Raw genomic sequence first — 12395 nt, 5'->3', positions numbered from 1 at the left:
CGGTCAGTTAAAGCGTCGTTTTGATTTAGATACGGCGGTGGACCTATCCGTCCATCCCGCGGAGGATGCACCGTCGTCCGGGGCGGCTCGTAAGCTCAGCCCTCCCCGCGCCGCTCCTCTCTCCTACTCGGGGATCGTCCGCCCAAGCGCCGCTCCAGTTTCTCCCGGTGGGCGTGGCAGATGGCCAGGGCAAGGGCGTCGCTGGCGTGCGAGGAGCCCACCCCCTCCTCCAGGCCCAGCAGAGCCCTGACCATGTACTCGACCTGGCGCTTGTCCGCTCTCCCCTGCCCCACCAGGGCCTGTTTGACCTGGAGAGGGGTATACTCCTCCACCGGCACCCCGCAGTGTGCCGCAGCCAGGATGATCCCGCCGCGAGCTTCCCCCACCACCATGGCGCTGCGGGCGTTGGTGTTGAAGAATAGCTCCTCCACCACCACCAGGTCCGGCCGGTACTCGGTGATGAGCTCCTTGACCCGGCGGTATATCTCTTCCAGGCGTGCGGAAAGGTCGTCTCGGGACGAGGTGGTGACGGCCCCGAAGCCCAGGGCCCGGAGGCGGGTGCCCCGCTTCTCGATGACCCCGTACCCGGTGGAGGTCAGGCCGGGGTCGATGCCCATGATGATCATGAGATACCGGCCCTATTCCTCGGCTATCTCCGCCAGGATGTCGTCCGGGATGTCGAAGTTGGCGTAGACCTCCTGCACGTCCTCGTATTCCTCCAGGGCGTCCACCAGCTTGAGGACCTTCTTGGCCGCCTCCTTGTCCAGCTTCACCGTGGTCTTGGGGAGCATGGTCACCTGGGCGGAGGCTATCTCCACCCCCGCCTTCTCCAGCGCCTCCACCACTCCCCGGAAGGACTCGGGGTCGGTGATGATCTCGTAGTGGTCGTCCTCGGTGTTCATGTCCTCGGCCCCCGCCTCCAGGGCCGTCTCCAGCAGGGCGTCCTCGTCCACGCCGCTGTCCTTGTTCACGATGATGTTTCCCTTCTTCTCGAACATCCAGGCCACGCAGCCGGTGGTGCCCAGGCTCCCCCCCGTGCGGCTGAAGATGCGCCTGATGTCCGAGGCCGCGCGGTTGCGGTTGTCGGTCATCACGTCCACCATGATGGCTACCCCATTGGCGCCGTATCCCTCATAGGTTATCTTCTCGAACTCCTCCGCGGCGCCCTCCCCGGTCCCACGCTTTATGGCCCGCTCTATGTTCTCCTTGGGCATGGAATAGCTCTTGGCCTTCTCTATGGCGTTGGCCAGGGCTATGTTGGTCTCCGGGTTGCCCCCTCCCTCCCGGGCGGCTACGATGATGGCCCGTGAGAGCTTGCTGAAGAGTTGTCCCCGCTTGGCGTCCTCCGCGGCCTTCTTATGCTTGATGGTAGACCACTTGGAATGTCCCGACATCTCCTCCTCCTATCCCGGCATCCTCAACCCGCTACCCTCTCCTCCACCAGCCGGAGGAAATAGCGGTGTATCCTGTCGTCCCCCGTCAGTTCGGGGTGGAAGGCGGAGACCAGCATGCGGTCCTGGACGGCCAGCACCGCCCGCCCGTCGAACTCGCCCAGCACCCTCACCCCGGGACCCACGGACTCGATCCATGGGGCGCGGATGAACACCGCCCGGAAGGGCCTCTCCGCCTCATCGATGTCCCGGAGCGGTATATCGGCCTCGAAGCTGTCCACCTGCCTTCCGTAGGCATTGCGCCGCACGGTGATGTCCATTAGCCCCAGAAGCGGCTGGTCGCCCTCCACCAGCCGCCGCGCCATCATGATCATTCCCGCGCAGGTCCCGTAGATGGGCATGCCCTCGCCGACCAGGGCCCTTATCTCCTCCAGGAAGCCGTAGGTGGTCATCAGCCTCCCCATGGTGGTGCTCTCGCCGCCGGGGATGATCAATCCCTGGCACAGGTGGAGCTCGGGGGGATATTTCACCGGGATCCCTCGAGCTCCACATCTCTCGATCATCTGAAGGTGCTCGCGCACCGCGCCCTGGAGGGCAAGCACGCCCAGAGTCGGTTTCTTCGTCAACCTATCGCCACTCCTTTTGTTCCTTCACCGTAAACCAACTCTCGCCGCCGGGGAGGCGGCCCCTCACCGCCACCCCTAGGACCTCTTTCCCAAGCTGGGAAAAGGCCTTCCCGGGATCGACCCTTCGAGCGGCATTCTCCATCCCGGCCCGTTTTCCCTCTACACGCCCGCGACATAGACTCCTCAAGGGAGGGCTCTCCCGGTCGGTGAGGGAGACCCGTGGCTCTCTCCCCTCGGGACAGACGCTCACCAACCGCGGAACTGGATGAGGTTCTCCCGCCCGATCTCGGAGATCTCCTTGCCCACCATGGCCTTGCCCAGGCCCCGCGACACCTCGGCCAGTATCTTGGGGTCGTTGTAATGGGTGGTGGCGAGGACGATGGCCCTGGCGCGAGCCGCCGGGTCCTCGGATTTGAAGATCCCCGAACCCACGAAGACTCCGTCCGCTCCGAGCTGCATCATGAGGGCGGCATCCGCGGGTGTGGCTATCCCCCCGGCGGAGAAGTTGACCACCGGCAGTCGCCCGTTCTCCGCCACCCAGCACACCAGGTCGTAGGGAGCCCCCATCTCCTTGGCCACGGACATGAGCTCCTCCTTGGGGGTGACGGTAAGGCGCCTTATCTCCTCGTTGATGGTGCGCATGTGCCGCACGGCCTCCACCACGTTGCCTGTGCCCGCCTCCCCCTTGGTGCGGATCATAGCCGCTCCCTCTCCGATGCGCCGCAGGGCTTCGCCCAGGTTGATGGCCCCGCAGACGAAGGGGACGGTGAACCGCCACTTGTCGATGTGGTGCTTCTCGTCCGCCGGGGTGAGCACCTCGCTCTCGTCGATGTAGTCCACGCCGAGGGCCTCCAGTATCTGCGCCTCCACGAAATGGCCGATGCGCACCTTGGCCATCACCGGGATGGTCACCGCTTCCATGATGGCCTCGATGACGCTGGGGTCGGCCATGCGGGCCACGCCCCCGGCGGCGCGTATGTCCGCGGGGACCCTCTCCAAGGCCATCACCGCCACAGCACCCGCTTCTTCGGCGATCTTGGCCTGCTCCGGGGTAGTGACGTCCATGATCACACCGCCCTTGAGCATCTCCGCCAGGCCGGTCTTCACGCGTAAGGTTCCCTTTTCCACCATCTCTCAGGTCCCTCCAGACCAGGTTTATCCCCAGAGCCCCCTCCGGGTACTTACTCCTCGTGCGTCCACGATTTAAATATAAACCATGCGCGAGTCCATCCGAAAGGCGGCCGCCTTTTCCTTGCCTGAGGGACAACTGCCCATGCGATGAAACGAACAGACATGTACGGACATCCGGTGGAAAGACTTGACGGAGGGGGAACAACACCCGTCCCCTCTCCAGGGCCGTGGATCATCGGAGGCGGCTTGGCCCAAGGCCACGCTTCCGGCCAGCGACACGCTCGCGGGCCAAGGCATCGGCGGATATCGCGGGGAAGTTAAAAGATGTCCCTCCCTCGAAGCGCTAATCGGTGCGGGAGAGGCAAGCCCAAATGCCGCATGTACGCTCATGAACCGCGTGAAGGCCAGGGTCCGGCCAAAACGGTGCAAACACAGCAATCTTTTTTATCCCCCGCATTGCCGAGGTCTCGCACTGTACACGTGCCCGCTTTAAGAATCCTGACTTCTTTTCAACGCTTGCAAGGCATCTAGCTGCCCTCGCCCCCTTCTTCCGATCCCGTGATGAAGGAAAAGAGATGTGCGGCGTAGAGCTCAAACCCCAGCATCGCCCGCACATAAGCCCTCGCCGCCGGCACATCGTCCTCTTCATGGCCTCTTGCGTCCATAAGGGTTTGGAACCTCTTCCGCAATTCCTCCTCGACCGAGGAGAGGATTAAGATTATGAGCTCTATTGGGTCTCCTCTCTCCACCGCCCTTTCGGCAAGTGGTATGACCGGACCCCGGTCCAATCCAGCTGGCTTCAGGCCCGTGTTTGAGGCCCCTTCGCCTTTTCAGTGAAGACGCACTGCAGTGTCGAAAACCACAGGTCCGCCAGTTCCGCCGCTTCACCTCCCACCTTCCTTATCCTGCATGCCCCCTCAAAGGCCTGCCCGAGCTCCTCTTCCTCCTCCCCTACCCATGGAAGCATGAGGTTTACCCTCTCCTCCTCAAGAGCCCTGCGGGCGGCGGTCACCACGGGGCCGTCCATGGTATCACAGTGGGGGGCTATCAACGCCACCTCCTTTAAACCATGTCGATGTACTTACAGAAGAGATGGATCATAATGCTCCACACCATGTGCCGGGAACTCTTGGCCTCCTCGCGAAAATCGGAACGACGCTTGGAATCAGTATTTTAGGATGTCCACCATGATCCGCATGGGGTGGGTCTGGTAGCGCAGGCGATGGGGCCGCGAGGATATCCCCGGATGGGCGGGATTATAGGTGCACTTCACCAGGAAGGCCACGTTCTCCGTGTCCGCGGTAGGCACCCTTTCCATGGTCTGGACGATGGGATTCCCCAGGCTGACCGGCACGCCCTCGGCGGCAAAGGTGGGCACCTTCATGTCCCCGATGAGGATGTCGTTCGGGTGGATATAGATGTTCCAGTACTCCTCGTTGCCCGGCACACCCCCGTAAAAGGTGCTCACGTTGGGGATCTTGTCGGGTTCCTTACCGTCCTTTCTCCGGTACTCGAAAACGATGCGAAAGAAGTCGCCGTGGTCCTGCCAGTATATGTCCGTCAACTGGAGATTGGTCATGACCCCACCCGAACCTATGGACTGGTTCTGCAGCTTGAACTCCGTGGCTCCTCCGGATTCAGGGAGCACGCTCGACTCCTCCTCCTCCACGGGGATCTCCGGTTTCGCCTCCTCACCGCCCTCCGTCGGCTTTTCCTCCACGGCCTCTTCCTCCGTGGCCGCTTCCTTCTCCTTTCCTCCGCAGCCCAGTAGGGGAAGGGCGGCGCTCCACAGGAGCAGGAGTGAGCACAGGAGGCACACCCATGCCGTGATCGGCCATTCCTTCCGCTCACCCGCCGGCGCGATTCCACGTCGCTTCCTTCTCATGTCCGACCTCCTTCGTCATCTCCCTGGCCCCCGGATCTCTGCGGTAGCCCTTTTTTAAACTTCTCTATACCTCCCCCGGCTCCAACTCGTTGTCTCCGATGGACCAACGTCCGCGCATGGCTGCGGTGGTTACTCGAAAACCGTTAAGCTCTCCCGGCAACGCCATTAAGACACCAAAGAAGTGCCCCCTGCGAGTTTGACGGTCTTTTTACCCCTACCTACAGGTCATTCGGAGAATATCTCCTCGCTATACCGAGGAGGACCTCGCCACCGCATGTCCATACGTTCTTTTATAAGGCCCGAATCAGCCGCAAAATATCGCTGGCGTCCTTCCGTCCACCCCCCTTCTTCCGCAAGGTCGGAAACCACCTGTTTTCCTGAAAGCCGATCTTCACCCCATCATCCCCGCCAACGAAAAGCTTATCCCGGTTGGAGGCCGATTAAACCTTCACGCCGCGGCAACCGGCTCCTTTGCAGTGGACAAAATCGTGTAAAATATTCACCGTCAGGTTGGACGACATTTGCGGGCGGCCGGGCCGGAGTACCATCCATACGCGTGTATGCTTTGCCCGGACTGCGATTCCGGCCAAACGGCACCGGACCAACAGCGGACGCGCACCGGGAGGTCAAGGATGCTCATATTCCTCGGCGTGACCCTTTTCCTGATCCTGTACGGTACCTATAGGATGGTGAGGGATGGAAACCTCTCCTTCTTCCGCCGCCTGGGAGGGATGCTGCACTACACTCTCTTCAGGGGGAACAGGACCGTGTCCGCTCTTCTCTGGACCACGGTGGGATGCAGCGTCTTCCTCTCCAACCTGCTGGGAGCCAGGGATATAAACCTTACCCCCTTCAACCCCCTCTCCCATTTCCTCTTCGGCTACCTCTCCCGCGAGCTCCTGACCCTCTCCAACGAGTACTACCCCTATCTGGACAGGTTGGCCAGAAGACTTCCCGAAAGGGTGGGCAAATACGTGAATCCCACAACGGCGTCTTTCGTCCTGTGCATGGGAAACGGGATCCAGGAGGAGATACAGAAGCTGATTCCCGGGCTGAAATCACTGGTATGGACCAACCTCAAAGACCAGATCACTGACGCCTTCATGGATACGGGAGGGATCCTCTTCTCCGCCTGGCGAGCCCGCTCCCGCGCCACGGCCTCGGAAACGGGAACCGCCCGTGAGGACGAGGCGCGGGATACCACCTGAGGTGAAGGGTCAGGCCCGGGATTCCATCTGGGCCTGGGTGTACATGCCCTCCATCCCGGCCATGGCACGCAGGCGCCGGATGCGTTCCTCCACCGGCGGGTGTGTATCCCAGATGCTGGAGCGGCGGTGGATGCGCTCCCCTCCTTCCTTGCGGAAGGGCTGGACGATGAACAGGTGCGCCGTCGCCTTGCTGGCCCGCGGGAAGGGTTTGGCCTCCCGGGTCAGCTTCTCAAGGGCGCTGGCCAGTCCCTCCGGATAGCGGGTGAGCATGGCCCCGTTGGCGTCGGCCAGGAACTCGCGGCGGCGGGAGATGGCCAGTTGCAGGAGCTGGGCAATGATGGGCGAGAGGATGAGGAATATGAGCCCCAGGACCATTAGGGCCAGGTAGATCACCCCGGCTCCCTCACCCTCGCCGCCCCCCTGGCGCCTCCTTCCGCCTCCCCCGAAGAGGAACATGCGGAAGAGCACCTCGGAGAAGATGACCACCAACCCCACCAGAACCACCACCATGCTCATAAGGCGGATGTCGTAGTTCTTGATGTGGGACATCTCGTGGGCTATGACCCCCTCCAGCTCCAGGCGGTTGCACCTCTCAAGGAGGCCCGTGGTCACGGCGATGGCCGCGTGCTCCGGGTCTCTTCCGGTGGCAAAGGCGTTCATGGCCGGGGTCTCTATTACGTAGGTGCGGGGCATGGGAAGCCCGGCGGCGATGGCCAGTCCCTCCACGGTGTTCACGTAATAAGGGAACTCCTCCTTGGTAACCGGCCTGGCCCCCGCGGCGGCCAGGGCTATCTTGTCGCTGTGGTAATAACTGGTAAATGCCATGATGGTCGCCACCACGGTGGCGATGATCAGCCCCACCAGCGCCCGTTCCGGCCCCCATATATAGCCCACGAAGAAACCCAACAGGAGGATGAAGGCTATGAAGAGGGACACCAGGAAAGCGGATTTCCACTTGTTCTTGCTTATCTGGTCGTAAAAGGTCATCCTCCATCACCTCGGACCTGCTCGAGACCTATAAGGCCCCTTTCCGAACACCGCCCTCCCCACCCCGGGTTGGCGGCCAACGCGCCGCGGTCTCGCCTCAGAACTGCACCTTTGGGGCTTCCCGCTCCGCGGCGATATCTATCTCGAAATATTCCCGGGGCGTGAAGGTACCCGAGAACATCCCGGCCACGATGTTGCCTGGGAACCTCTGGCGCGCCGTGTCGTAGGCCATCACGCTGTCGTTGTAGAACTGTCGCGCGAAGGCGATCTTGGACTCCGTCCCCGCCAGTTCCTCCTGGAGCATGAGGAAGTTCTGGTTGGCCTTGAGGTCGGGATAGTTCTCCGCCACGGCGAAGAGGGTCTTCAGGGCCTGGGTGATGGCGTTCTCCGCCTGAGCTTGCTCGCCCACGGTGCGGGCGTTGATGCCCATGGCCCGGGCCTGGGTGACCTTCTCGAAGACCTCCTTCTCGTGGGCCGCGTACCCCTTCACCGTCTCCACCAGGTTGGGTATCAGGTCGTACCTCCTCTTCAGCTGCACGTCGATCTGGTGCCAGGCGTTATCCACCCGGTTGCGCTCGCGCACCAGCTTGTTGTAGTAGTACACGAACCACATTATGAACAGAAATACCAGGACGGCGATGACCACTAGGAAAGCCACCATGAGAGACCTCCTTTGTTCCCACTTCACATCAATGGCCGGGCCCCAAGCCTCCCGGCCCCGAAGCGCCCATAAAACCTCTTCTCGTCAGTCGCCATTATAATATCCTATCCCTCACCGACAGGCCCGACGACGACCACACTCAACTTCTCGGTAGAACCATAGCCATCCTTTACCGCCGGACATCCGGGCCCGCATTTCTCGGCATACCTTCCACTGTGACGCCCGGAAACCCGTCTCAGTTCCGGCATCCGGAGTTTCCGCCTTTCGATACCGCGCACACGCCATCCACACTGACGTATTATCTGGCTTGGGGGCCATCCGGGGGCATCCCCGTCCTCCCTCCTTAGCCGCCCGAAAGGAGGCCTCTTCTTACCCGTACCGGCTCATTTGATCCGCCAGGGGATGGACGGGAAGCATAGCTATAGCTTCCATGCTTCCATGCGCCCATCCGATCCCTCCAATCCGTAAAAAGCGAATCGGGGAGAGGATGAGCGACACCACACCAGCGTGCGTGCACTTAACCCTATATAAGACTCCACGGAGGATGAGGGGCCTGCGCGCAGAGGCATACTTCCCACCGCACCGGGCCTTCACGGGCCGAGGCGGACGGGGCCCGAGATCTTCCGACCTCTTGCCGTAGGCGCCTTTTTCTCCGCACCGCTCATATGACCGGGGCGAGGCTCTTTTCGGGAGCAAACGTCGAGGCCGGCGAAACGTCGTCAGAGCAGGTGAGCCAGCCCGTCCCCGGCGAAGCGGGCCCCCAGCACGATGAGGAAGGCACCGCACGCCAGGATCACGTAGTTGTAAACGCGGTCGGAGATGAACCTCTTTCCCGTGACCACCAGGAAGGCCACCAGGAAATACCAGAGGACGTCGGCCATGATGTGGCCGCTGTAGAAGGAAAGGACCCCCGCGGGCCCCCTCTCCATGGAGCGCAGGAGCCAGCTGAGCCCGAAGGTGGCCCACCACAGCGACCAGTAGGGATTGGAGAGGCTGGTGGTAAGCCCGGCAGCAAAGGGGCCCAGGCGCGCGCTCCCCCGGTCACTGAGATCGAGGCTGAGCTTTCCGTCCCGCACCTCGATGGCCATCCCCAGCCCCATCCAGAAGAGGAAAGCTCCCCCGGCCACCCCCACCACCCCGAAGAAGACGCCGTTCCCGATCACCCTGTCCAGGCCCAGCACCAGGAGCACGACCAGAGTGCCCTCCAGCACGGCGTGACCCGCCACCAGGAGGGGCCCGGCCATGAAGCCCCTCCGGTAGGATTCGGTGATGGTCACCGTGAGCAGCGGCCCGGGCATCAGGGCTCCGGAGAGGCCCACCCCCAGGGATATGAAAAAGATGGAGAGTAGGCTCACGGCGGCCACCTCACCATCCGTAGTGAGCCCGCATGCGCTCCATCCCCCGCTCTATACATCGCAGTATCGCCGCGTGCAGGTCGGGGGAGACGGCAGCCACACAAGAGAGCTGTCCCGCTCTTCCCGAGAGCAGCAGAGGATAACCGTCCAGGGGATTACCGAAGGCGTCGGTTATCACCAGGCCCGCCTCGCGGGCGACGAGGTTGGCCGCCGCCAGGTCATAGGATGAGTTGTTGAGGGGATGGCCGTGGCCCACGCGGAGGAACATCTCCTCGAGCTCCGGGACCTCGCGCAGCATGCGGTCTCCCACATCCACGTAGGCGTCGAGCTGCCCGGTGAGCAGCCGGGTGATGCAGAAGGTGGCACTTCCCAGGTCGAACAGTCCCCCGTCCACGCTGGAGACGTCGATGAGCTCCTCCAGGACGAGCACGGTGGGAAGAGCGGGCCTTCCGCGGAAACCCAGGGTCCAGAAGAGGGTGGAGAGGTCATGGTGGGGGTGTATGACTATCTCCCGCCTCTCCCCCTCCAGGTACATGGCGGCCCCGCCTCCCCTCCAGGCTTCGAAGCGGGCCTCGTTCTTTATCTCCCTTATCAGACCGTAGACCACGTCCCCCAGGGTCGCCGACTCCCTCCCTCCTGGACGGAAGGGCGCGGCGGCCACGGAGACGCAGCAGGCCTCCAGGCCGGCGGCTGCCGGGCGGGTGCCGTCGATGGGGTCCACAACCAGTACCCATTCCGCCCTCTCCTCCCCAACCAGCCCCCGGTCCTCGGAGAAGAAGGCCACCTCGGGGTATTCCCGCAGCCTGTCCTCCAGCAGTCGTTCAGCGTCCTCGTCTATGCTGAAGGTGGAATCGCCGCTGGCCCCCCTGCCCTCCATGCTGCGCGAGGCCTTCATCCCCAACCGCGGGCGCACCAACCCCCGGATCTCCTCCGCCATCTCCCTGCTGATAGCCTCGACCTCGTCCAGCCTCATCTCCTGCCTCTCTTCGTTCCGACCTTCCTCGGGCTCTTATCCCAGTATTTCCCCGAAATCCCTCTTTCCGCTCCGCATCTCCGAAGGCCATGCCTCTAGGGCCACCGCCTGGCCTGCCCGCCCAGCCGTCGGCCTCTACAGGAAGCATGGTAACTCGTCCACACTGGTCGCGCTCCGGACTCGCGCTTCCCTCTCATACGGGTAATCCCCGCGCTGAGATCCTCACTGCGGGCTTCCTCGAACCCCTCCGCTGGTCATGTCGCTTGGAAGGCATAGGGATTCATCCCATCCCAGCCCCGTCCGCCAACCGCCCTCTCGGGGTTCATGCGCACCGGGAGGGCTTGACCCTGAGGGCCTCTCCGTAGGCCTCCTCGACACTTGTTACCAACTTTTCCCAGGAATATTCTTCCGCCCTCCTTCTGCCCGCTTCCGCCAGGCGACTCCTCAAACCCTCGTCCGTGACCAGGGCGGCGATGGACGAGGCCAGGGCCTCGGCATCTCCGGGCGGCACCAGCAGGCCCTCTACTCCCTCCCTGACCACGTAACGGTACCCCGGGATGTCCGAGGCCACCACGGGGACCCCGCAGGCCATAGCCTCCAGGAGGATTATGCCGAAACTCTCCTGTCCCAGGGAGGGGACGACCATGATCCGCGCCGTCCGGTAGGCGGCGGGGAGAAGCTCGTCGGGCAGCCGTCCCAGCCAGGTCACTCCCTCCACCTTCCGTCCGCCACCCTCCGCCCCCACTACCAGGAGGCGCACCTGGGGATGGTTCCGCCTCACCCGGGGGAGGGCCTCGAGGAGGACCTGCAACCCCTTCCGCGGCTCCTCCCGGCCCACGAAGAGGAGGTAGAAGGCATCGCCGTCCAGCTGGGGGAGCTTCGGTTCGGGCAGGCAGCCCTCCATCCCTCCGGCGAACCCTTCCTCCCCTCCCTTGCCCCCATCTCTCGAGGCGGTGCTCCCCCCTTCTCCTGCGGCGGCTCCGGGAAACCCTCTCCCGGTTAGGTGTGCTTTCTCCGTTAACTGGAAAAGGTTGACACCTCGGGGGTTGAAGCGGCGGGTGTCCACCCCGTTGGGTAGAATCCTGTATTCCCCGGGAAAATAACGGGAGACCAGCTCCACTGCCGCCCGGCTCACCGCGGTCCGCAGGTGGAGGCGCTCCGCCAGGGGCTTGAGGACGGGGCGGGCCAGGAAGTAACCCAGGCTCCCGCCCTCCCGGGCGGCATGGAAGGTCCCCACGTTGGCCGCCCGGGAATAGAGAAGGGCCAGCATGGACACGCTGGGGATGAGGGGCTCGTGAAGGTGGAGGAGGTCGAAATCCGCGGAGGCCAGGAACCTCCTCACCCGGGCCGCCACTCCCGGCCCGAAACAGATGTTTGCCACCGAGCGGTTGGCGGGAACGGGAAAGGAGCGGCCGGCGGAATAGAATCCCTCTTTTGCCCGGCCCCCGGGGGCCAGGACGGTCACCCGGTGCCCTCGTTCCCTGAGGCACGCGGCCAGCTGTCCCACGTGGCGGTTGACCCCTCCCGGAACATCCCATGAGTACGGGGAAACCAGGCAGATGTTCATGTTCTCCTCTAACTTCTCCCAACCTCGCCCGTTATTCCGGCCGCCCTTTTTCCCTCTCCCGCCGGTCGGTCCTATCCCGGCGACCCAGTGTCAGGGGCAGATTCATGTCTCAAAGGGCCGACCGCACCGGCCCGACGGCCACCAACCGTCGACCAACTCCCGCCTCCCCGCCCGGCCCCAGGGTTCTCCTCTTCCCTCCGCCCGGCCCCTTCTCCATTCCTCCCGAAGATGGGCTGGAACATGTGCCACTGGGTGGGGTCGCGGCGGATGAAATCCTCGAAAACCCGTCTACCCCAGGAGCTCAATCGCCGTTCTCCTCCCTTTTCCCCACTCCGTTCGAGGGTTCCCGCTTTCCGAAGATGGGCTGGAACATGTGCCACTGGGTGGGGTCGCGGCGGATGAAATCCTCGAAAACCCGTCTACCCCAGGAGCTCAATCGCCGTTCTCCTCCCTTTTCCCCACTCCGTTCGAGGGTTCCCGCTTTCCGAAGATGGGCTGGAACATGTGCCACTGGGTGGGGTCGCGGCGGATGAAATCCTCGAAAACCCGTCTACCCCAGGAGCTCAATCGCCGTTCTCCTCCCTTTTCCCCACTCCGTTCGAGGGTTCCCG

Annotated in this window: 14 protein-coding genes; 1 reads left to right on the top strand and 13 read right to left on the bottom strand. The window is 63.2% G+C overall.

Annotation, left to right across the window (positions count from 1 at the left end; all coding sequences use genetic code 11):
* Positions 1 to 95: 95 nt before the first annotated feature.
* From ruvC to H7007_RS04845, 7 genes are all read right to left on the bottom strand, one after another.
* On the bottom strand, positions 96 to 626 hold the full coding sequence (gene ruvC, locus H7007_RS04875) for a crossover junction endodeoxyribonuclease RuvC (RefSeq protein ID WP_287153525.1): 531 nt from the start codon (positions 624 to 626) through the stop codon (positions 96 to 98).
* A 12-nt stretch (positions 627 to 638) separates the two neighbouring features.
* Entirely contained in the window at positions 639 to 1394 is a 756-nt protein-coding gene (locus tag H7007_RS04870) for a YebC/PmpR family DNA-binding transcriptional regulator (protein WP_287153523.1), read from the bottom strand.
* Positions 1395 to 1417: 23 nt separating this feature from the next.
* Positions 1418 to 2017 (bottom strand): pyridoxal 5'-phosphate synthase glutaminase subunit PdxT, encoded by a 600-nt coding sequence (pdxT, locus tag H7007_RS04865; protein WP_287153521.1) that lies wholly within the window; start codon positions 2015 to 2017, stop codon positions 1418 to 1420.
* A gap of 246 nt (positions 2018 to 2263) precedes the next feature.
* On the bottom strand, positions 2264 to 3148 hold the full coding sequence (gene pdxS, locus H7007_RS04860; protein WP_287153519.1) for a pyridoxal 5'-phosphate synthase lyase subunit PdxS: 885 nt from the start codon (positions 3146 to 3148) through the stop codon (positions 2264 to 2266).
* Positions 3149 to 3675: 527 nt separating this feature from the next.
* On the bottom strand, positions 3676 to 3936 hold the full coding sequence (locus H7007_RS04855) for a DUF6448 family protein (protein WP_287153517.1): 261 nt from the start codon (positions 3934 to 3936) through the stop codon (positions 3676 to 3678).
* 11 nt (positions 3937 to 3947) lie between these two features.
* The gene (locus H7007_RS04850; RefSeq protein ID WP_287153516.1) at positions 3948 to 4205 is read right to left on the bottom strand and encodes a DUF6448 family protein; all 258 of its coding nucleotides are present in this window, start codon (positions 4203 to 4205) and stop codon (positions 3948 to 3950) included.
* Positions 4206 to 4313: 108 nt separating this feature from the next.
* Complete coding sequence (locus H7007_RS04845) at positions 4314 to 5033, bottom strand: hypothetical protein (protein WP_287153514.1); 720 nt, start codon at positions 5031 to 5033, stop codon at positions 4314 to 4316.
* A gap of 632 nt (positions 5034 to 5665) precedes the next feature.
* Here H7007_RS04845 and H7007_RS04840 point away from each other — a divergent pair.
* Positions 5666 to 6241 (top strand): hypothetical protein, encoded by a 576-nt coding sequence (locus tag H7007_RS04840; protein ID WP_287153512.1) that lies wholly within the window; start codon positions 5666 to 5668, stop codon positions 6239 to 6241.
* A 9-nt stretch (positions 6242 to 6250) separates the two neighbouring features.
* On the opposite strand, the gene H7007_RS04835 is transcribed toward H7007_RS04840, so the two are convergent.
* The 6 genes from H7007_RS04835 to H7007_RS04810 all read right to left on the bottom strand — a co-directional run bounded on the left by H7007_RS04835 (position 6251) and on the right by H7007_RS04810 (position 12220).
* Positions 6251 to 7228, bottom strand: coding sequence for a M48 family metalloprotease (locus tag H7007_RS04835; RefSeq protein WP_287153511.1), 978 nt, complete (start codon positions 7226 to 7228; stop codon positions 6251 to 6253).
* A gap of 97 nt (positions 7229 to 7325) precedes the next feature.
* Positions 7326 to 7889 (bottom strand): LemA family protein, encoded by a 564-nt coding sequence (locus H7007_RS04830; protein ID WP_287153509.1) that lies wholly within the window; start codon positions 7887 to 7889, stop codon positions 7326 to 7328.
* Between the two features lie 719 nt (positions 7890 to 8608).
* Positions 8609 to 9244 (bottom strand): LysE family transporter, encoded by a 636-nt coding sequence (locus H7007_RS04825; protein ID WP_287153508.1) that lies wholly within the window; start codon positions 9242 to 9244, stop codon positions 8609 to 8611.
* Between the two features lie 10 nt (positions 9245 to 9254).
* Positions 9255 to 10217, bottom strand: a complete 963-nt coding sequence (locus H7007_RS04820) for an inositol monophosphatase family protein (RefSeq protein WP_287153506.1) — start codon at positions 10215 to 10217, stop codon at positions 9255 to 9257.
* Positions 10218 to 10539: 322 nt separating this feature from the next.
* Entirely contained in the window at positions 10540 to 11784 is a 1245-nt protein-coding gene (locus H7007_RS04815) for a glycosyltransferase family 4 protein (protein ID WP_287153505.1), read from the bottom strand.
* Positions 11785 to 12085: 301 nt separating this feature from the next.
* A complete protein-coding gene (locus H7007_RS04810) occupies positions 12086 to 12220 on the bottom strand; it encodes a hypothetical protein (protein WP_287153503.1) in 135 nt (44 codons plus the stop codon).
* Positions 12221 to 12395: the final 175 nt, after the last annotated feature.

The organism is Candidatus Solincola tengchongensis (genome assembly GCF_015711935.1).
Classification (GTDB): domain Bacteria; phylum Actinomycetota; class Geothermincolia; order Geothermincolales; family RBG-13-55-18; genus Solincola_A; species Solincola_A tengchongensis.
Note: the sequence above shows the minus strand (reverse complement) of the source record. Positions and strands in the feature narration are given on the sequence as shown.

Excerpts from the sequence above, each read along its gene's own strand:
- ruvC (WP_287153525.1), bottom strand. The coding sequence starts at position 626 with ATGATCATCATGGGCATCGACCCCGGCCTGACCTCCACCGGGTACGGG.
- H7007_RS04870 (WP_287153523.1), bottom strand. The coding sequence starts at position 1,394 with ATGTCGGGACATTCCAAGTGGTCTACCATCAAGCATAAGAAGGCCGCG.
- pdxS (WP_287153519.1), bottom strand. The coding sequence starts at position 3,148 with ATGGTGGAAAAGGGAACCTTACGCGTGAAGACCGGCCTGGCGGAGATG.
- H7007_RS04845 (WP_287153514.1), bottom strand. The coding sequence starts at position 5,033 with ATGAGAAGGAAGCGACGTGGAATCGCGCCGGCGGGTGAGCGGAAGGAA.
- H7007_RS04840 (WP_287153512.1), top strand. The coding sequence starts at position 5,666 with ATGCTCATATTCCTCGGCGTGACCCTTTTCCTGATCCTGTACGGTACC.
- H7007_RS04835 (WP_287153511.1), bottom strand. The coding sequence starts at position 7,228 with ATGACCTTTTACGACCAGATAAGCAAGAACAAGTGGAAATCCGCTTTC.
- H7007_RS04830 (WP_287153509.1), bottom strand. The coding sequence starts at position 7,889 with ATGGTGGCTTTCCTAGTGGTCATCGCCGTCCTGGTATTTCTGTTCATA.
- H7007_RS04820 (WP_287153506.1), bottom strand. The coding sequence starts at position 10,217 with ATGAGGCTGGACGAGGTCGAGGCTATCAGCAGGGAGATGGCGGAGGAG.
- H7007_RS04815 (WP_287153505.1), bottom strand. The coding sequence starts at position 11,784 with ATGAACATCTGCCTGGTTTCCCCGTACTCATGGGATGTTCCGGGAGGG.